Annotated in this window: 19 protein-coding genes; 5 read left to right on the top strand and 14 right to left on the bottom strand. The window is 70.6% G+C overall.

The genetic code is table 11. The annotated features are described in order from the left end of the window. Window positions 1-13 precede the first annotated feature (13 nt). From P5P27_RS07825 to rimP, 6 genes are all read right to left on the bottom strand, one after another. Window positions 14-976 (bottom strand): DHH family phosphoesterase, encoded by a 963-nt coding sequence (locus P5P27_RS07825; protein ID WP_006896217.1) that lies wholly within the window; start codon window positions 974-976, stop codon window positions 14-16. Beyond that, complete coding sequence (gene rbfA, locus P5P27_RS07820) at window positions 973-1,443, bottom strand: 30S ribosome-binding factor RbfA (protein ID WP_278127150.1); 471 nt, start codon at window positions 1,441-1,443, stop codon at window positions 973-975. The genes P5P27_RS07825 and rbfA overlap by 4 nt, the downstream gene beginning before the upstream one ends. Window positions 1,444-1,446: 3 nt before the next feature. Beyond that, window positions 1,447-4,302 carry a translation initiation factor IF-2 gene (gene infB / locus P5P27_RS07815; RefSeq protein WP_222111131.1) on the bottom strand — a complete coding sequence of 952 codons (2,856 nt, stop codon included), beginning with the start codon at window positions 4,300-4,302 and terminating at the stop codon, window positions 1,447-1,449. 90 nt (window positions 4,303-4,392) lie between these two features. After that, on the bottom strand, window positions 4,393-4,635 hold the full coding sequence (locus P5P27_RS07810; protein ID WP_278127147.1) for a YlxR family protein: 243 nt from the start codon (window positions 4,633-4,635) through the stop codon (window positions 4,393-4,395). Window positions 4,636-4,728: 93 nt separating this feature from the next. Continuing rightward, on the bottom strand, window positions 4,729-5,772 hold the full coding sequence (gene nusA / locus P5P27_RS07805) for a transcription termination factor NusA (protein ID WP_006897857.1): 1,044 nt from the start codon (window positions 5,770-5,772) through the stop codon (window positions 4,729-4,731). A 67-nt stretch (window positions 5,773-5,839) separates the two neighbouring features. Next, entirely contained in the window at window positions 5,840-6,385 is a 546-nt protein-coding gene (gene rimP, locus P5P27_RS07800; RefSeq protein ID WP_278127144.1) for a ribosome maturation factor RimP, read from the bottom strand. Between the two features lie 111 nt (window positions 6,386-6,496). On the opposite strand from rimP, the gene P5P27_RS07795 reads away from it, so the two are divergent. The 3 genes from P5P27_RS07795 to P5P27_RS07785 are packed head-to-tail and all read left to right on the top strand — an operon-like array spanning window position 6,497 to window position 7,868. Then, window positions 6,497-7,027, top strand: a complete 531-nt coding sequence (locus P5P27_RS07795; protein ID WP_278127142.1) for a hypothetical protein — start codon at window positions 6,497-6,499, stop codon at window positions 7,025-7,027. Further along, on the top strand, window positions 7,024-7,449 hold the full coding sequence (locus P5P27_RS07790) for a ferritin-like domain-containing protein (protein ID WP_278127141.1): 426 nt from the start codon (window positions 7,024-7,026) through the stop codon (window positions 7,447-7,449). Before P5P27_RS07795 ends, P5P27_RS07790 begins: the two co-directional genes overlap by 4 nt. 47 nt (window positions 7,450-7,496) lie before the next feature. Beyond that, a complete protein-coding gene (locus tag P5P27_RS07785) occupies window positions 7,497-7,868 on the top strand; it encodes a VOC family protein (RefSeq protein WP_006897861.1) in 372 nt (123 codons plus the stop codon). A 9-nt stretch (window positions 7,869-7,877) separates the two neighbouring features. Here the strand turns inward: P5P27_RS07785 and P5P27_RS07780 are convergent, their stop codons facing one another. Continuing rightward, a complete protein-coding gene (locus P5P27_RS07780) occupies window positions 7,878-9,608 on the bottom strand; it encodes a proline--tRNA ligase (RefSeq protein ID WP_039868026.1) in 1,731 nt (576 codons plus the stop codon). 60 nt (window positions 9,609-9,668) lie between these two features. Here P5P27_RS07780 and yaaA point away from each other — a divergent pair, with 60 nt between their 5' ends. After that, on the top strand, window positions 9,669-10,409 hold the full coding sequence (gene yaaA / locus P5P27_RS07775; RefSeq protein WP_006897863.1) for a peroxide stress protein YaaA: 741 nt from the start codon (window positions 9,669-9,671) through the stop codon (window positions 10,407-10,409). Between the two features lie 52 nt (window positions 10,410-10,461). Here yaaA and P5P27_RS07770 read toward each other — a convergent pair whose 3' ends face one another. From P5P27_RS07770 to P5P27_RS07760, 3 genes are read right to left on the bottom strand one after another with little or no spacing between them, the layout of a single operon-like run. Then, window positions 10,462-10,908 (bottom strand): hypothetical protein, encoded by a 447-nt coding sequence (locus P5P27_RS07770; protein WP_006897864.1) that lies wholly within the window; start codon window positions 10,906-10,908, stop codon window positions 10,462-10,464. A 13-nt stretch (window positions 10,909-10,921) separates the two neighbouring features. Continuing rightward, window positions 10,922-12,139: a uroporphyrinogen-III C-methyltransferase gene (gene cobA, locus P5P27_RS07765; RefSeq protein WP_006897865.1), complete on the bottom strand. Its 1,218-nt coding sequence runs from the start codon at window positions 12,137-12,139 to the stop codon at window positions 10,922-10,924. 32 nt (window positions 12,140-12,171) lie between these two features. Continuing rightward, complete coding sequence (locus tag P5P27_RS07760; RefSeq protein WP_039868014.1) at window positions 12,172-13,152, bottom strand: acyl-ACP desaturase; 981 nt, start codon at window positions 13,150-13,152, stop codon at window positions 12,172-12,174. A gap of 98 nt (window positions 13,153-13,250) precedes the next feature. Here P5P27_RS07760 and P5P27_RS07755 point away from each other — a divergent pair, with 98 nt between their 5' ends. Continuing rightward, a complete protein-coding gene (locus tag P5P27_RS07755; RefSeq protein ID WP_006897867.1) occupies window positions 13,251-13,904 on the top strand; it encodes a response regulator in 654 nt (217 codons plus the stop codon). A gap of 9 nt (window positions 13,905-13,913) precedes the next feature. Here the strand turns inward: P5P27_RS07755 and P5P27_RS07750 are convergent, their stop codons facing one another. From P5P27_RS07750 to P5P27_RS07735, 4 genes are read right to left on the bottom strand one after another with little or no spacing between them, the layout of a single operon-like run. Continuing rightward, on the bottom strand, window positions 13,914-15,539 hold the full coding sequence (locus tag P5P27_RS07750) for a GAF domain-containing sensor histidine kinase (protein WP_006897868.1): 1,626 nt from the start codon (window positions 15,537-15,539) through the stop codon (window positions 13,914-13,916). After that, window positions 15,536-16,957 carry a cobyrinic acid a,c-diamide synthase CobB gene (locus P5P27_RS07745; protein ID WP_278127138.1) on the bottom strand — a complete coding sequence of 474 codons (1,422 nt, stop codon included), beginning with the start codon at window positions 16,955-16,957 and terminating at the stop codon, window positions 15,536-15,538. The genes P5P27_RS07750 and P5P27_RS07745 overlap by 4 nt, the downstream gene beginning before the upstream one ends. Then, complete coding sequence (gene cobO, locus P5P27_RS07740; protein ID WP_045541006.1) at window positions 16,951-17,568, bottom strand: cob(I)yrinic acid a,c-diamide adenosyltransferase; 618 nt, start codon at window positions 17,566-17,568, stop codon at window positions 16,951-16,953. Before cobO ends, P5P27_RS07745 begins: the two co-directional genes overlap by 7 nt. Before the next feature lie 28 nt (window positions 17,569-17,596). Further along, entirely contained in the window at window positions 17,597-19,513 is a 1,917-nt protein-coding gene (locus P5P27_RS07735) for an AAA family ATPase (RefSeq protein WP_278127134.1), read from the bottom strand. Between the last annotated feature and the right edge of the window lie 2 nt (window positions 19,514-19,515).

Raw genomic sequence — 19,515 nt, 5'->3', positions numbered from 1 at the left:
TCGACGCCGCCGATCACCTGCGCAGGGCGGCGAGCAGATGCCCGACGACCTCTGCCGCGTCTCCGGTGTCGCTGTACCCGGCCGCACGCACGTGGCCGCCACCGCCGAGCGACCTCGCGATCGGCACCACGTCGACGTCGGTCTTGCTCCGCAGCGACACGGTCCATTCGCCCGCCCGCACCTCTTTGAAGACGGCGGCCACCTCGGCCTCCCGCGCAGTGCGCACGACGTCGATGACGCTCTCCGACTCGTCCCAGTTCATATCCGACATCTGATCGGCGTTCACGACCGCGTACACCAGTCCGCGCCCGTCCAGTGCGCCTTCATCGAGCACGGAATCGGCGAGCACCTCCGAGAGCATCTGCAGCCACGAGTACGGGTGGGCGTCGAGGAGGAGACGGCTCCACCGCGGACCGTCGACACCGGCCTCGAGCAGTCGTGCCGCCACACCGAACGACGCGGGCCGCGCCCATTTGAACGAGCCCGTATCAGTCACCAGGCCCGCGTACAGGCAGGTCGCGATGTCCGCGGTGAGACTCGCGCCGAGCCGGTCGATCACCCGGAGCACGATCGACGCCGTGCAATCGGACTGCGGGTCCACCAGATCCAGATCCGCGAATCCCGGATTGGAGACGTGGTGGTCGATGCAGACGGTGGTGCTTCCCGAGGTGAAGACCTGCTCCAGCCCGCCGAGACGTTCGACGGTGGCCGCGTCGACCGCCACCGTCACATCGGCGACGGGCAGCCCCGCCTCGTCCACGAGCAGGTCTACTCCCGGCAGTTCCCGCAGCGGACCGGGCAGCGCCTCGGGACCGGAGAACGCGCAGTGCACGCGTTTCCCCAGCCCCGTGAGCGCCAGCCCGAGTCCCAGTGCACTGCCGATGGTGTCGGCGTCCGGACGGACGTGGCTGATGATCGACACCGAATCGGCGCCGAGCAGCGTGGCAGCCACGGAGTCGCTCGAAGCGGGATTCACCCGAGCGCGCCCCCGGATTCGTCCGACGCGGACTCTTCCTCGTCGTGCCGATACGGGTCGACCTCGCCCGCCGGCCGCGCATTGCGCGCGGCGCGGGCCACCGACTCGTCCCGGGCGCGGGCGCGGGCGAGGAGCTCGTCCATCGCACGCGTCGCGTCCGGCACCGTGTCGAGTTCGAACCGCAGAGTAGGGGTGAACCGGACTCCGGTCCCGGCACCGACCTTCGACCGGAGCACGCCGGTCGCGGCGGCCAGACCGGCCGCCGCTTCCGCCACGTTCGGCTCGGCATCCACCGAGTCGCCCAGCACCGTGTAGAACACGGTGGCGTCGTGCAGATCGCCGGTGACCCGGCAATCGGTGATCGTCACATGAGCCAGGCGCGGGTCCTTGATCTCCCCACCGATCGCCGAGGCGACGATGGTGGTGATCCGTTTGGCGAGCCGAGCGGCCCGTGCAGGATCTGCCATGACCTAGTCCCGTGCCTTCTCGACCATCTCGAAGGCCTCGATGACGTCGCCGACCTTGATGTCGCCGTAGGTCAGCGTCAGACCGCACTCGTAGCCTTCGCGGACCTCGGTCGCGTCGTCCTTCTCACGCTTGAGCGAGCTGATCGTGAGGTTGTCGGCGACCACCGCGTTGTCGCGCAGCAGGCGTGCCTTGGCATTGCGCCGCATGATGCCCGACTGCACGAGGCAACCGGCGATGTTGCCGACCTTGGACGACTTGAAGATCGCACGGATCTCCGCCCGGCCCAGTTCGGACTCCTCGTAGATCGGCTTGAGCATGCCCTTGAGCGCGGCCTCGATCTCCTCGATCGCCTTGTAGATGACCGAGTAGTACCGGATCTCCACGCCCTCGCGGTTGGCCAACTCGGTGGCCTTGCCCTCCGCGCGGACATTGAATCCGATGATGATCGCATCCGACGCCGCGGCCAGGTTGACGTTGGTCTCGGTGATGCCACCGACACCGCGGTCGATGACCCGCAGCGAGACCTCGTCGTCGATCTCGATCTGAAGGAGCGCCTCTTCGAGCGCCTCGACGGTACCCGAGTTGTCGCCCTTCAGGATCAGGTTGAGCTGACTGGTCTCCTTGAGCGCCGAATCCAGATCCTCGAGGCTGATCCGCTTGCGGCTGCGTGCCGCCAGCGCATTGCGCTTGCGCGCATTGCGGCGGTCGGCGATCTGCCGGGCGATGCGGTCTTCTTCGACCACCAGGAGGTTGTCGCCCGCACCCGGAACCGAGGTGAAGCCGATCACCTGCACCGGACGCGACGGCAGCGCCTCTTCGACGTCGTCGCCGTGCTCGTCGACCATCCGACGGACGCGGCCGTATGCGTCGCCGGCGACGATCGAGTCACCGACGCGCAGGGTGCCGCGCTGGATGAGGACGGTCGCGACCGGGCCGCGGCCACGGTCGAGGTGCGCCTCGATGGCGACACCCTGAGCGTCCATGTCCGGGTTCGCCCGCAGATCGAGCGAGGCGTCGGCGGTCAGCAGGACCGCCTCCAGCAGCTGGTCGATGTTCAGGCCCTGCTTGGCCGAGATGTCGACGAACATGGTGTCGCCGCCGTACTCCTCGGGAACCAGGCCGTACTCGGTCAGCTGGCCGCGGATCTTGGCCGGGTCCGCGCCCTCCTTGTCGATCTTGTTGACCGCCACGACGATCGGCACGTCGGCCGCCTGCGCGTGGTTGACGGCTTCCACCGTCTGCGGCATGACGCCGTCGTCGGCCGCCACCACGAGGATCGCGATGTCGGTGGCCTTCGCACCGCGGGCACGCATGGCGGTGAACGCCTCGTGACCCGGGGTGTCGATGAAGGTGATCAAACGGTCCTCGTCGTTCAGGTGAGTGTTCACCTGGTACGCGCCGATGTGCTGCGTGATGCCGCCGGCCTCGCCCGCGCCAACGTTCTCCTTGCGGATGGTGTCGAGCAGTCGGGTCTTGCCGTGGTCGACGTGACCCATGACGGTGACCACCGGCGGACGCTGCGCGAGGTCCTCTTCGCCGCCCTCGTCTTCGCCGTAGGTCAGGTCGAAGCTCTCCAGGAGCTCACGATCCTCGTCCTCCGGGCTCACGACCTGGACGACGTAGTTCATCTCGCCGCCGAGCAGCTCCAGCGTCTCGTCGTTGACCGACTCGGTCGCGGTGACCATCTCGCCGAGGTTGAACAGCGCCTGGACCAGCGAAGCCGGGTTGGCGTTGATCTTGTCCGCGAAGTCCGAGAGCGAGGCGCCGCGAGCGAGGCGGATGACCTCGCCGTTGCCGTGAGGCAACCGGACGCCGCCGACCTCGGGTGCGCGCATCGAGTCGTACTCTTGCCGCTTCTGACGCTTCGACTTGCGTCCCTTGCGGGGTGCGCCGCCGGGGCGACCGAACGCTCCCGCGGTTCCGCCGCGGCCACGACCGCCGCCGCCACCGCCGCCGGGACGACCGCGGAAGCCGCCGCCCGGAGCCGCACCGCCACCGCCGCCGTTACGGAAGCCACCGCCGCCGCCGGGACCGCCGCTGCGGCCGCCTGGGCCACCGCGGCCACCGGGCCGAGCGTCGGGACGCGCCGCACGCTGCGGCATCGCTCCCGGGCTGGGACGCGAAGGCATGTTGCCCGGCGTGGGGCGTGCGCCGCCCTGACCGCCGGGACGAGGGCCGCCAGCACCCGGACGTGCGCCCTGACCGCCACCCGGACGGGGACCGCCCTGACCGGCGCCGGGACGCGGACCGCCCTGACCGGGACGACCGCCCGGACGCGGACCCGCCGCACCCGGACGCGGACCCATCGGACGCGGCGCGGGCGCCGGGGCCGAGGAATACGGATTGTTGCCCACTCGGGGCTGCCGGGGACCGGGGCGCGGACCCGGACGGGGACCCGGCGTCGCCGGTGCCTGACCCGACTGCGCCGCCGGTGCCGAGGGCTTGCCGGCCGGCTCGGCGGACTCGGCCGCCGGTGCGGCCGGAGCCTGCGGTGCCGGAGCCGCCTTCGGTGCGGGCTTGGGGCCCGGCTTGGGGCCGCCCGCCGCCGGCTGAGCCGGGGCGGATGCTCGTGCCGCCGGGGCCGCCTCGGCGGCCGGAGCGGAGTTCGCCGCTGCCGGCTTGGGTGCCGGACCGGGCTTGGGACCCGGCTTGGCGCCGGATGCCTTGGCCGCCGGCTTCGCCGAAGCGGAACCGGAGCCGGATTCGAAAGACTCACGCAGTCGACGGGCCACCGGGGCCTCGACAGTCGACGATGCGGATTTGACGAACTCGCCCTGCTCCTTGAGCCGCTCCAGCACTGCTTTGCTGGGTACGCCCAATTCCTTGGCCAGTTCGTGAACGCGGGCCTTGCCTGCCACTGCTCTCCTCACTTGGAGGTCGAGCGGGCTGCCCGCATCGACCTCGGTTTATTCAGTAAACGTGCTCATCGTGGAGACTTCACGGTGTGCTCATGTCTTCTGCTGCCTGTCCTGACTCCCTGCGGAGCCCTCACTGTTGATGATCCCGCCGATGTGCTCGGCCAGATCCTCTGGTCTCACGGCGACGCCGCGATCCCGTAGCGCCGTGCCGAAGGCGTTGCGCCGCACCGCAAGCGAGAGACATCTCTCATCGCGGTGCAGCCAGGCGCCTCGTCCCGGCAGTCTCCCCCGTTCGTCGATCGCCACCTGCGATGCGCTGTCCGCGCCTCGCACAGCCACCAGCCTGACCAGGTGTGAAGCTTGATCACGCCGGCGACAGCCGATACAGGTACGCACCGGAGATGTCGACGTTCGAAGGGCCACAGGTCAGTCTAGCGTATCGGAGGACTCGACGGCGCCACCGTCGGCGTCGCGGGGACCGCCGTCGCCCGCATCCGACCGGATGTCGATCCGCCACCCGGTGAGCCGGGCCGCCAGCCGGGCGTTCTGCCCCTCCTTGCCGATCGCCAGCGACAACTGGTAGTCGGGCACGATGACGCGCGCGGCCTTGGTCTCCTTGTCGATCACGGTGACCGAGACCACCTTGGCCGGCGACAGCGCGTTGCCGACGAAGACCGCCGGATCCGCGGCGTAATCGATGATGTCGATCTTCTCGCCGGACAGTTCGCTCATCACGTTGCGCACCCGCTGTCCCATCGGACCGATGCACGCGCCCTTGGCGTTCAGTCCGGCCACGCCGGTGTGGACCGCGATCTTGGAACGGTGACCGGCCTCGCGGGCCACGGCGACGATCTCGACCGACCCGTCCGCGATCTCGGGTACCTCGAGCGAGAACAGCTTGCGGACCAGGTTTGGATGCGTGCGCGAGAGCGTGATCTGAGGTCCGCGGGCCCCGCGCGCCACCCCCACGACGTAGCACTTGATCCGCTCGCCGTGCTTGTAGCTCTCACCGGGCACCTGCTCCGCGGGCGGGATCACGCCCTCGGTGGCGTTGGAGTCGGTGCCGATCTGCACGATCACCATGCCTCGCGCATTCGCCTTGGCGTCGGCCTGCACGATGCCGCCGACCACTTCGCCCTCGTGGGCGACCAGTTCGCCGTACGTCTTCTCGTTCTCGGCGTCGCGCAGACGCTGCAGGATCACCTGGCGCGCAGTGGTCGCGGCGATGCGGCCGAATCCCTCCGGCGTGTCGTCCCACTCGTGGACCACGGTGCGGTTCTCGTCGAGTTCCTGGGCCATCACGCGGACCTGACCCGATTTGCGGTCGATGTCGATGCGGGCGTTCGGTGCGAACCCGTCGGTGTGCCGGTAGGCGGTGAGCAGAGCTGTCTCGATCGCCGAGAGCACGGTCTCGGTCGGCACGCCCTTGTCGGCCTCGATCAAACGCAGCGCGCTGATGTCTATGTGCATGGTGGCGACTCCTATTCGCTTTTCGGATTGAGTTGTCGGCGGGTGAAGTGAATGTCGTTGGCGGGCGTCACGATTCGCGACGACGAGCGATCTCGTCGTCGTCCAGGCCGCAGGCACGCAGGGCGGCTTCGCCGGGCCTGCCGAAGTCGACCTCGACCACCGCGCGCGCGATATCGGCCAGCTCGACCTCGAAGGAGCGGATCCGGCTCTTGTCGACCGTCACCAGGGTGACGCGGCCCTCGTCGCTGGGGCCCACCCGGGCCTCGACGGTGCGGTCCACACCCTCGTCGGTGTACTCGACACGGACCTTGCGTCCCTGATTGCGGCGCCAGTGGCGCGGCAGCGTCAGCGGCCGGCCGATCCCGGGCGTCGTGACTTCGAGGTCGTACGGGGACTCGCCGAGCAGGTCGGACTCGTCGAACACCGCCTCCAGGCTCCGGCTGAGCTCGGCGACCGCGTCGAGCGGCACTCCGCCGTCACGATCGACGACGATCCGGATCTCGCGGCGTCCCGGCGGGGTCAGCACCGCGACCTCCTCCAGATCGAATCCGAGCCGATCGAGGGTCGAAGCCACCAGGTCGCTGATGCCGCCGGTCAGAGCCTCCGCAGTCATCGTGCGCGTCCTCCTGGGTTTCGGTATCGGGAACCGCTGCCGCGGTTCCCGTCGGCCGCCGGGCCGGGCTTCGAGTGTAGTCGACTCGTCCGACTGGCAGAATCGTCCACCGTGACACGAGTGCCGATCCAGGATCCCCCCGCCCCCGAGCCTCCGCAAGCCGGTCGCCCCGCCACGGGGGTGCCGCGCCGCAGTGTGCTCCGCGGCGGCGTCCTCGCCGGTGCCGCCGCAGTCGCGGGATGGTCGCTGACCGCATGCGATACCGGGCCGACGCAGCGACAGCTCGACGCCGAGACGCTGCTCCCGCACGCCCAGGCGGCGCTGCGGCAGCAGCGGGCGGCCACCGCGCTCGCGCCGCGGAACACCGCGTACACCGAGGCCCTGCGGACCGTCGCCGATCAGCGCGGCGCGCACCTGAAGGCGCTGCGCGACGAGATCAACCGGCTGCACTCCTCGACTGCCGACCGGATCGACTCGCCACCGGCCGCGCCCACGGCGTCGGTGGCGGCCCTCGGCGTCTCGATCGAACGGTCGGCCACCAGCGCGGCGGATGCGTGCGTGGGTCTGTCCGGCTTCAGCGCCGGACTCCTCGGCTCGATCAGCGCCTCCTGCCAGACCCTCTCGAAAGTGCAACTCGCATGAGCCAGAACGCCGCTCTCGACACCGCCGCGGACGCGGAGAACACCGCCGTCTTCACCTACGGCGTGCTCACCGCCTTCACCACCGGAGGGGTGCGCGACACCGTCGCGGAGTACATCGCCGCGCACCGGGTGCGACGCGACCAGCTGAACGAGGCACTGCTCGCCGCCGGGCAGCCCGAGCGCACCCCGGCGGCCGGATACCTGCTGCCCGTCGACGTGACGGACCAGGCCACCGCCGCGAAGGCCGCGCTGACCGCCGAGAACGACTGCGCGAAGGCCTACCGGGCGCTGTTGGAGCAGGCCGATTCGCAGGCGGTGCGCCGGACCGCCGTCGACGGGCTCACCGACTGCGCCCTGCGATCCTCGTACTGGCGCTCGATCGCGGGCGAGAAACCGCTGACGGTGGCCTTCCCCGGTCAGTAGGACCGGAGAGGGCGCCTGGCCCGCGTCACCCGCCTAGGGTCGTCACCATGGCGACAGCGCGCATCGGTTCGATCACCCTCGACTGCGACGATCCCGTCGAGCTCGCCCGCTTCTGGTCGGCGATGCTCGACGGGACCGTGACGCACACGTCCACGAGATATGCCTGTGTGCGGGCCGGCTCCATCGTGATCACCGCGCTTCGGGTGCCCGACCACCGGCCTCCGGAATGGCCCGGCGGTGCGGTGCCGAAGCAGATCCATCTCGACCTGGTGGTCGCCGATCTCGACGAGGGTGCGGCCGAGGCGGTCCGCCTCGGCGCACGGCTGTCGCCACAGCAGGCCGCGCCGGACCTGTGCCGAGTTCTCTTCGACCCCGCCGGGCATCCGTTCTGCGTCTGCCTCGACCGCGCGCCGTTCTAGCGCCGGCGGTCAGCCGCGCGCGGCCGTGACCACCGCGTCGACGGCTCCGTCGACCGGCGCCGCGGAGGTCTCTCCGGTGAGCCGGTCGCGGATCTCGACGGTGCCGTCGGCCCAGCCGCGGCCGACGACCACCACGACCGGCATACCGAGCAGCTCGGCGTCCTTGAACTTGACGCCGGGCGAAGCCTTGCGGTCGTCGAAGAGCACGGACAGTCCGGCGGCGTCGAGATCGGCGGCCAGCTGTTGCGCACCGGCCACCGCGGCCTCGTCCTTGTTCGCGATCACCAGGTGGACGTCGAACGGCGCCACCTCGCGCGGCCAGCGCAGGCCCTTCTCGTCGTGCCACTGCTCGGCGAGCACCGCGACCATCCGCGAGACGCCGAGACCGTACGAGCCCATCGTGGGGCGCACCGGCTTGCCGTTCTCGCCGAGCACGTCGAACTCGAAGGCGTCGGTGTACTTGCGGCCGAGCTGGAAGATGTGACCGATCTCGATGCCCTTGGCGGCCTCGAGCACACCTCTGCCGTCCGGGGACGGATCACCGGCGCGCACCTCGGCGGCCTCGATGACGCCGTCGGGAGTGAAGTCGCGGCCGCACACCAGATCGACGTAGTGCTTACCGGGCGCATCGGCCCCGGTGATCCACGCGGTGCCGCTGACCACACGCGGGTCGACCAGGTACGCCAAGCCCGCCGCCTGGACGGCCTTCGGTCCGATGTACCCCTTGACGAGCTGCGGATTGGCCGCGAAGTCCGCGTCGGTGAGCAGTTCCACCTCCGCCGGCTCCACCGAGGCCTCCAGCCTCTTGAAGTCGACCTCCCGATCGCCCGGCACCGCCACCGCGGTGATCTCCCACTCACCTCCCGGCCTGCGGATCTTGACCATCACGTTCTTGAGGGTGTCGGCGGCGGTGTAGTCACCGTCGAGCTCGCGGTTGGCCCAGTCGACCAGGGTCTCGATGGTCGGGGTGTCGCCGGTGTCGTGGACCACCGCCTCGGGGAGCCCGTCGAGCGGGATCGCCTCGGGAACCGGGGTCACCACGGCCTCGACGTTGGCCGCGTAGCCCGACTCGGTGCTGCGGACGAAGGTGTCCTCGCCGACCTCGCATTCGGCCAGGAACTCCTCCGAGGCGCTGCCGCCCATGGCGCCGGAGGTCGCCGCGACGATGACGTACTTGATGCCGAGACGGTCGAAGATGCGCTGGTACGCGGCACGATGAGCGTCGTACGAGGCCTGCAGACCCCGCTCGTCGAGGTCGAACGAGTACGAGTCCTTCATCACGAACTCGCGCCCACGCAACAGCCCGGCCCGCGGGCGCTCCTCATCGCGGTACTTGGTCTGGATCTGGTACAGGGTGACCGGCAGATCCTTGTACGAGCTGTACTCGCCCTTGACCAGCTGCGTGAAGATCTCCTCGTGCGTGGGCCCGAGCATCATGTCCGCGCCCTTGCGGTCCTTGACGCGGAACAACGCCGGCCCGTACTCGGTCCAGCGCCCGGTGGTCTCGTACGGGTCGCGCGGCAGCAGCGCGGGCAACAGGATCTCCTGCGCGCCCATCGCGTCCATCTCCTCGCGAACGAGGTTCTCGACCGCGCGGAACACCTTGAGCCCCAAGGGCAGCCACTCGTAGACGCCGGGGGCGGCACGCCGGATGTAGCCCGCGCGCACGAGCAGCTTGTGGCTCGGCACCTCGGCATCGGCCGGGTCGTCGCGGAGGGTGCGCAGGAACAGGTTCGACATCCGTGTGATCACGATGTACCAGCTTAATGGGATCACCGGCGTGTTCGTTAGGGTGGTCGCGTGCTCGTCATCCTGCCTCCCTCGGAGACCAAGTCGGACGGCGGCGAGGCCGCTCCGCTCGATCTCGACTCGCTGGTTCTGCCGGAGCTCAATCCGGTCCGACGCAAGCTCGCCGAGGCGATCGTCGACCTCTCCGCCGATCTCGACGCATCCCGCACGGCGCTGGGTCTGGGCGCGACGGCCGTCGCCGAGATCGAGCGCAACGCCGATCTCTGGGAGTCGCCGACGCGCACCGCGATCACCCGGTACACCGGCGTCCTGTACGACGCCCTCGACTATCCGGGCATGACCCGCGCGGCCAAGACCAAGGCCGGCGACCGACTGATGATCGGCTCGGCGCTGTTCGGCGTGGTCCGGGCCGACGACCGCATCCCGGCCTACCGGCTCTCCGGCGGGTCCCGGCTGCCCGGTTTCGGCACCCTCGGCGCACTGTGGAAGCCGGTGCTGTCCCCCGCTCTCGACCGCATCGACGACTTCGTCGTCGATCTGCGCTCGGGCGTCTACCAGAAACTCGGTCCCGTCGACGGTGCGGTGACCGCGACCGTGGTGACCGAGGCCGCGGACGGCTCGCGGAAGGTCGTGAGCCATTTCAACAAGCACTTCAAGGGACTGGTGGCGCGCGAACTGGTCCGGACCCGGCGGAACGTCCGGGATGTGAACGCGCTCGCCGCCGTCCTGTCCGACGCCGGCCAGCGCGTCGAGATCACCTCTGAGTCGCAGATCACGGTCGTCACCGGCTGATCCGAACCCTGATCGGCGGTCCGCATCGCGACTCGCACGGCGCGAGAGCCGGTCACTTGGCCTGAGGGAAGAACCACTGGTCGTCGTCGGTCTCCGGAGTGTCGTCGGCCGGATTCACTTCGACCACCTCGTCGAGCTGTGCCTTCTGTGCCCGGAGGCGGCCGTATCCGTACGCGGCGGCCATGCCGATGACGCCGGTGACCAGGCCGATCGTCTGCAGCTCGCCGGAATCGCCTGCCTCCGCCGAGATCCGGTAGATCCAGCCGTTGAGCGCGACGACCGCCAGCGCTCCGAACGTGAGCGGGATGACGAAGGTGGTCATGGTGCTCGGCGGTGTGGGCGCGATGCCCGCGCGGCGGCGATGGATCTGCCAGGCCGACATGACGACGACGGCCAGCGCGACGAGAATCGCCGTGACCGACGGGGGCACGAACCAGGAGGCGACGGCCGCGACGAGCAGGATCAGTCCGGAGAGTCCTGCGGCTGTGCGTGCGTTCATCTCGACCACCCGCTCAGAACCGCAGAGCCCGGTCGGCGTCGGTGAAACCGGCGACCGGACCGATCACCGCGATCGCCGGGGCGATCAGCTTCTCGTCGACAGCGGTCTGCGCGGCGTGCGCGAGGTCGGTGCGCAGGAGCCGCTGATCCGGCCGCGACGCGTTCTCGATGAACGCCACCGGGGTGTCAGCCGGTCGCCCGCCCTCGAGCAGGGCCGTCGCGAACTCGTCGATGCGCTTGACCGCCATCATCAGCACGATGGTGCCCCGCAGCCGCGCGAGCGCCGCCCAATCGGTGAGCGAGTCGGGGTGCCCCGGAGCCACGTGTCCCGACACGATGACCACCTCGTGCGTCACGCCGCGGTGAGTCACCGGGATTCCGGCCAGGCCGGGAGCCGCGATCGGGCTGCTGATGCCGGGGACCACGGTGACCGGCACACCCGCCGCCACGCAGGCCTGGAGTTCTTCGAATCCGCGGCCGTACACGTATGGGTCGCCGCCTTTGAGGCGGACCACGAACTTGCCCGCCCGCGCGCGGTCGACGAGGAGATCGTTGATCTGTTCCTGACGCATCGCGCGGCCGTAGGGCACCTTGGCCGCGTCGATGATCTCCACCTGCGGACCGAGCTCGTCGAGGAGTGCGATGGGCGCGAGCCGGTCGGCCACCACCACGTCCGCCTCGGCGAGCAGTTTGCGGCCGCGCACCGTGATGAGATCGGCGTCGCCGGGACCTCCGCCCACCAGGGCCACGCCCGCGGCGTGCCTGCGGTCGTCGTCGATGCGCAGCGAGGTGCCGTCCGCGAGAGCCTCGGTGATCGCGGCGCGCACGGCCGCGGAGCGACGATGATCGCCGGCCGCCAGCACCCCGAACTGCAGATCGCGGTGGACTCCGGACGCCGGGGTGACGGCGGTTCCGCGGCGGGCGTCGTCGGCGCGCACGCAGAACACCCGCCTGCGCTCGGCCTCCGCCACCACCGCCGCGTTGACGTCGGGATCGTCGGTGCAGGCCATCGCATACCAGGCTCCCTCGAGGTCGCCGTCGGCGTACGCACGCCGATGCACGGTGATCGCGACCTCCGACTCGACGGCCGGCGTGGGGTCGAGCGCGACGACGTGGACGTCGGCGCCGGCGGCGATCAGGTTCGGCAGGCGCCGTTGCGCGACGCTCCCGCCGCCGATGACGACGACCTTGCGTCCGTGCAGATCCAGCCCCGCGAGGTAATGCGCTTGCATGAGCGATCAGCCTACCGGGACCGTACCGGCGGCTAGACGTGCAGTCCGCGCCTGCGCTCCCGCTCGATCGCGCGCTCGCGGGCGTCCTCGAACTTGGCGACCTTGATGTCCATCTCGGCGAGGAAGGCCGCGAGCTTGTCGCGGTACATCTGGCCGACCGGGCCGAAGTCGTCGCGATCGAAGATCCGCCACTTGCGCAGCACGGGCATCACGACATCGGCCATGTGCTGCGGCAGGTCGTAGATGCCGCCCTTGGCGATCAGGACCGCGTTCCTGCGGAAGTTCGGCATCGTCGCACCGGGCATCTGGAAGTTCGAGACGATCGTGTAGATCGCCACCATCGCCTCGTCGGGCACCAGATCGAGCGCCCCGGCGACGACGTTCCGGTAGAAGAGCATGTGCAGGTTCTCGTCGGCAGCGACTCGCTGGAGCATCCGGTCGGCGATCGGGTCGCCGCAGGCCTTGCCGGTGTTGCGGTGGCTGACGCGCGTCGCGAGCTCCTGGAACGAGACGTAGGCCACCGCGAAGAGCATGTCGTAGCTGTGGTCGCGCTGTCCGTCGTCGTCCGGCAGCGGGTTGAACCCGCCGATCATGTGCGTCATCCGGGTCTGCTCGAGTTCCACCGGATCGACGCCCCGCGTCACGACGAGGTAGTCGCGCATCACGATCGAGTGCCGCATCTCCTCGGCCGTCCAGCGCCCCACCCAGAAGCCCCAGGCGTCGTCGAGGCTGAAGTTCTCGGCGATCACCCGGTGGTACGACGGCAGATTGTCCTCGGTCAGCAGGTTCGTGATCATCGCCGCCTTGGCGGTCTCCGACAGCTGCGACTGCTCCGGATCCCAGTCGACGCCGCCGAGCGCCGCGAAGTTCCGGCCGTCGTCCCACGGCACGTAGTCGTGCGGGTTCCAGTCCCTCGTCATCTTCATGTGGCGCTCCACCTCCGTCTCGCAGACGGGCAGGAGTTCGCGAAGCAGGTCCGAGCCGCTCATGGGCTTGCCGATCAAACTGGTCATATTCCTACGATCTCGCTCACGACCAGCGATTTCAGGGGGCGAAGGTCCCGTGGCGGTTAGGCCCCGAGTCGCCCGCCGCCCTGTTGTAGCGTTGAGGCATGGTCGAGTCGCCTCGTAAGTACCGCGTGTTCCTCGTCGACGACCACGAGCTCGTCCGCCGTGGCCTTCGCGATCTGCTCAGCACCGCCGACGATCTCGAGGTCGTCGGCGAGGCGGCCACCGTCGCCGAAGCCGGAGTCGGTATCGCTGCGACGAAACCCGACGTCGCGGTGCTCGACGTGCGGCTGCCCGACGGCAACGGCGTGGAACTGTGCCGAAGCGTGCGGAGCGCGCAGCCGTCGGTGCACTGCCTGATGCTGACGAGCTACGCCGACGACGACGCCCTGCTCGCCGCCGTCCTGGCCGGGGCCTCCGGCTTCGTACTCAAGCAGATCCTCGGCCACAATCTGATCGCCGCTGTGCGGACGGTCGGCGCCGGCGGATCGCTGCTCGACGACCGCAGCACCGCCGCGCTGCTGGCTCGCCTGCGCGACGGTGAACCGTCCGATCCCCTGGCCCGGCTCACCGGCCAGGAGCGCGAGGTCTTCACCCTGATCGGCCAGGGTATGACCAACCGGCAGATCGCCGACCGGATGTTCTTGGCGGAGAAGACGATCAAGAACTACGTCTCGCGCATCCTCTCGAAGCTCGACATGCAGCGCCGCACTCAGGTGGCGGTGCTGGCCACCGAACTGCGCGAACGCGAACGGTAGTCGTCGGCGTCAGCGCAACGGCGCGGTCCACGTCAACGTGGTGCCCGACGCCGCGCTCGAGGTGATCGTGAAGCTGCCGTCGCAGTCGTCGGCGCGGCGGGTCAGATTCGCCAGTCCCGACTGCCGGGCGGTCGGCGGAATACCGCATCCGTCGTCGGAGATCTCGACGGTCACGACGTCGTCGGCCGCGATGCGCACCCGGATGTGCTCGGCGCCCGAATGCCGGAGCGCGTTGGAGATGCCCTCCCGCAGCACTGCCTCGATGTGCGGCGCCAGGGCGTCGGGGACGAGCGTGTCGACCGGCCCCATGAACGCGACGCTCGGCACGATCGGCGCATGGGTCGCCAACTCGGCGACCACGTCGAGCGCGCGCCTGCGCAGCGTCGCCGCCTCGCCGTGACCGGGAAGGCCCTGCAGATCGAAGATCGAGGTGCGGATCTGCGCGATGGTGGCGTCGAGGTCGGTGATGACCTGCTCCATCCGGGCGTCGTCGGCCGAGGCGGACCCGGCCTGCATGGTCTGCAGCGACATCCCGATCGCGAAGAGCCGCTGAATCACCAGATCGTGCAGGTCGCGGGCGATCCGGTGGCGGTCTTCGAGCAACTGCAGATCGCGCGCCAGTTCCTGCTGGTCGGCGTAGGCCAGGGCCAGCGAGGCCACGCGCGCGACACCCTGCAGGCCCGCGACCTCCTCCCCGGTCCAGACTCGTCGCTCGGGGTGGGTGAGGACGATCGCGCTCCGGCCGTTGGTCGGCTGCAGGGGCTGCATCGAGACCCACCGCGCTCCGTGCCGCAGCCACGGCACCGTGTGTGTTCGCACCTCGCGGACCAGGAGCTTGCCGTCGGCGCGCTCGTTGTCCGGGTCGACGACCTCGAACAGGTCCTCGGTGCAGGGCGCGGTACCGGTGTGTCCGGTGAGGACGCTGCCGGTCACGATGAACACGTCCACCGCCCCGGTGAGCGCGGAGACGTCGCGGCACAGTCCGTCGAGGGTGTCTTCGAGCGCCGTGCCCGCCAGCGGTTCGGATCCGCGGTCGGCGATCACCTGCATCCAGCGCAGCCGGGCCTGGGCCCGCTCGAAGGCGCGCGCGTTGTCGACGGCGATGCCCGCGGCCACCGCGAGGACCGCGACGATCTTCTCATCGAGCGGCGTGAACTCGGGGGCACCCTGCTTCTCAGTCAGGTAGATGCTGCCGAACAACTCGTCGCGGACGATGATCGGCGCGCCCAGGAAGGTGTCCATCGGCGGATGGTTGGGCGGGAAACCCACCGAGGCCGGATGATCGGACAGCTTCGGTATGCGCAGCACCTCGGGGCGGTGCAGCAGTTCGCCGAGGACGCCGCGGCCCACCGGCAGCGGCCCCATCCGAGCGCGGACCTCCGGTTCGATGCCCGTGTACACGAACGCCTGGAGACCGAGCTCGGGCCCGCGGACCCCGAGCGCACAGTACCGGGCGTCGAGGACGTCGGCCGCCACCTCGACGATCCGCTGCAGCGCCTGGTCGAGTTCGAGACCGCGACCCACCAGCAGGACCGCTTCGAGCAGGTCGCGGAGCGCGGTCGGGTCCTCGACGCTGGCGTGGGCGAGCGCGTCGAGTGCCGCGTGGACCTCCGCCAGATCGCGCCTGCGAGTCATCGGACCGCCTCCTCCGGCGAAGGGCTCGGAATGTCGGCGGCCGCGGCCGCCGACACGAATCGTGCCACGGCGGCCGGCTGTCCCACCGGGTGAACGTGCAGATACGACGCGTGCACCCCGCGGTGGATCACGCCGTCGGTCGCTGGTCCGTCGCCACCGGGCCACCCCCAGGCGGGCACCACGTCAGTGGCGAGATCGACGCTGCTGCGGTGGAATTCGTGGCCGGTCACCCGTTCACCGGTGCGATAGAGAACCGAATCGGCCACGGCGACGGCGTCGCGGTAGCCGAGCGTGAGCCGCGGCCCGAAGGCCCCGGTGCCCGGCAGTGCGCCGACCATCGGGACGCCGTCGAGCGCGGACAGCAGGTACAGCAGGCCCGCGCACTCGGCCTGCACCGGCCGGCCCGCGGCCACGTGATCGCGCAGTCCGGCACGGAGGGAGTGGTTGGCGGCGAGCTCGTCCGCGTGGGCCTCGGGGAAGCCGCCGCCGATCACCACCGCCGCGGCGTGCTCCGGAAGCGGGTCGTGCAGCGGGTCGAAGCCGGCCACCTCGGCTCCCGCCGCGCGCAGGAGTTCGGCGTGCTCGGCGTACCCGAAGGTGAAGGCGGCGCCCTCCGCGACGGCCACCACCGGCCGCCGGTGTGGGCCCGTCACCGCGCTCGGGTCCGCGGCGGCGATCGCGTCGGCCGCCGACCAGGCGATCGCCGCGGGCGGTCGGGCCCGGCGTGCGATCTGGACGATCGCCGGAAGGTCGAGCGCCGCCCCCACCTTGGCGACTATCGCGGCCACCGAGTCCAGCGCGTCCCGCCGGCGCTCGGCGGCCGGGATGAGTCCTAGGTGCCGCGACGGCACGGTCAGGTCGGCGTCGCGCCGCACCGCGCCTAGCACCGGCAGTCCGACGCGGTCGCAGGCCTGTCGGAGGACCTGTTCGTGCCGCGGTGAGCCGACGCGGTTGAGGATCACGCCCGCCACGCGGACCCGGGCGTCGTACCCGAGGAAGCCGTGGAGCAGTGCGGCGAGCGACTGGCTGTGCCCGCCGGCGTCGACCACCAGGATCACCGGTGCGCCGATGAGGGTGGCGACGTGCGCGGTGGAGCCGACGCCGAGCGGATCGGGATCGTCGGTGATGCGGCCGTCGAACAGGCCCATCACGCCCTCCACCACGGCGATGTCCGCGTCGGCGGAGCCCGCGGCCAGCAGTGGTGCGATGACGTCGGCGCCGACCAGGTTGGGGTCGAGGTTCCGGCCGACCCGGCCCGCCGCGACGGCGTGGTATCCGGGATCGATGTAGTCCGGGCCCACCTTGAAGGGCGCGACCCGGTGCCCGGCGGCGACGAGCGCGCCGATCAGGCCGGTGGTGATCGTCGTCTTTCCGCTGCCGGACGCCGGCGCGGCGATCACGACCGCCGGGACTACCACTCGATGCCCTTCTGGCCTTTGCGGCCCGCATCCATCGGATGCTTGATCTTCGTCATCTCGGTGACCAGATCGGCGGCCTCGATCAGCGCCTGGGGCGCATACCGTCCGGTGATGACGACGTGCTGCGTCCCGGGGCGGTTGCGGAGGGTCTCGACCACTTCGTCGGTGTCGATCCAGCCCCAGTGCAGCGGGTAGGTGAACTCGTCGAGGACGTAGAAGTCGTGCTCCTGCGCGGCGAGGCGCCGCGTGATCTCCGCCCATCCGGCCCGCGCCGATTCGGCGTGGTCCTCGACGGCGTCGTCACCGCGCTGAATCCACGACCATCCCTGCCCCATCTTGTGCCACTGCACAGGGCCGCCGGCGCCGGTGTCCCGATTCAGGCCGCCGAGGGCGAGCATGGAGTTCTCCTCACCGACCTTCCACTTCGCGCTCTTGACGAACTGGAAGACGGCGACGTCCAGACCGGCGTTCCAGGCGCGCATCGCCATGCCGAACGCGGCTGTCGACTTCCCCTTGCCTGCCCCGGTGTGTACGGCGAGCACCGGCAGCCGGCGTCGCTGCCGGGTGGTCAGTCCGTCGTCGGGAACGGTCTCGGGTACGCCCTTGGGCACAGTGCATCCTCCAGTTCAGCCACCGGCGTCACGCGACGCCGCGGACGTGCTCGGCCAGTCCGGACGAGGTCAGCGAATCCATCGTCGCGTACTGCGCGCCCAGCCGGCGCGCCAGGTCGGCGGCCAGACCGAGACGGACCAGGCCCTGCTCACAGTCCACCACAACGGCGCAGACTCCCCTGCGCGCGACCTCGTCCGCGGCGGCGTCCGCGCGGCGCGGCGCGTCGGCACCGGCCGTGGCTCGGCCGTCGGTGAGCGCCACCAGCAGGGGCCTGCGCTCCGGGTCGGTGCGGCGGGCCCGCTCGATCACCTCGAGCGCCCGGTGCAGTCCCTCGGCCAGCGGCGTGCGTCCGCCGGTGCGCACCTGTGCCAGGCGCGCCACCGCCAGGTCCACCGACCGGGTCGGCGGAACCGCGACGTAGGCATCCCTTCCGCAGGCCACGACCACCGCCACCCGATCACGCCGGGTGTACGAGTCGCGCAGGAGGTCGACGCAGGCGTTGCGCACCGCGGTGAGCCGGGCGCGGGCGGTCATCGATCCGGAGAGGTCGACGACGAAGACCACGAGATTGGCTTCGGTGCCGATGCGCTCGGCTCCGCGGAGATCGTCGGCGATGAGCGCGGGGAGCCCGTCGCCGCTGCTGCGGTGGGCGGCGGCGAGCACGGTGCCGAACAGGTGCACCCCGGTCCGCGGACCGAAGTCGACGGCCCGGGTGGTCATGCCGCGGCTGGTCCGGGCCCGCGAACGGCGGCCCACATCACCGTCCCCGACGCCCTCGGCGCGGAAGGTGCGGATGCGGGCACCACCGGGTGCGGAACCGAAGTCCGGGCCGGTCGGCGCTCCTGAACCGCCGGGCGGATCGGTGTCGGGAGGATCCGTGTCGGGTCCGTCCGGATCGTCGTCCGGTTCCGGGCCGCCTGAGTCTGGGCCGCCTGAGTCTGGGCCGTCTGAGTCCGGGCCGCTGTCGTCGGGTCCGTCCGGCTGCTGCGGCCCGGACTCGGACTCGTCCCGCGGGCCCGCGGCCTGCTCACCGGCGTCCAGGGCGTCGTCGAGCTGCTGGTCGGTCATGCTCGACTCGTCGAAGGGATTGCGGCGCCGTCGATGCGGCAGTGCCAGTTCCACGGCCACCCGCACGTCGTCGGCGTCGATCTCGTCGGCGCCGCGCCATGCGGCGTGTGCGGCGGCGGTCCGGGCCACGACGATGTCGCCGCGCAGACCGTCGACGTCGAGGTGAGAGCAGACGCCGGCGATCCGGCGGAGCTCCCGCTGCGGGATCCGGACGGTCGCGACGCGGTCGCGGGCCGCGGCGATCCGTTGCGCGAGATCGGCCTCGGCGTCGGCGAACCGCTCCGCATAGCCCTGCGGATCGGCGTCGAAGGCCAGCCGTGAGGTGACGATCTCGACGCGCTCGTCGACGTCACGGGCACCGGCGACGTCTACCACCAGCCCGAACCGGTCGAGCAACTGCGGACGCAGTTCGCCCTCTTCCGGGTTCATCGTCCCGACCAGCACGAATGCCGCCGCCTGGGTGTGCGAGACGCCGTCACGCTCAACGGTGACTAGTCCGCTCGCGGCCGCATCGAGCAGGACGTCGACGAGATGGTCCGACAGGAGGTTGACCTCGTCGATGTACAGGACGCCGCCGTCGGCCTGCGCCAGCAGACCCGGCGTGAACCGGGCTTCACCGTCGCGCAGCACCCGAGTCAGGTCGAGCGACCCGATCACCCGGTCCTCGGTGGCGCCGATCGGCAGGTCGACCACGCGCGAATCCTCGCCGAGCAGCGGGGCGAGCCCGCGGACGATCGTCGACTTCGCGGTCCCCTTCTCACCGCGGATCAGGACACCGCCGATCCCCGGCGAGACGGCGGACAGGATCAGTGCGAGCTTGAGGCGATCCTGTCCGACCACCGCGCTGAACGGGAAGCGAACGCCGGCGTCACTCATCG

Origin of the sequence: Gordonia sihwensis (assembly GCF_029632925.1) — a bacterium.
GTDB lineage: Bacteria > Actinomycetota > Actinomycetes > Mycobacteriales > Mycobacteriaceae > Gordonia > Gordonia sihwensis.
Note: the sequence above shows the minus strand (reverse complement) of the source record. Positions and strands in the feature narration are given on the sequence as shown.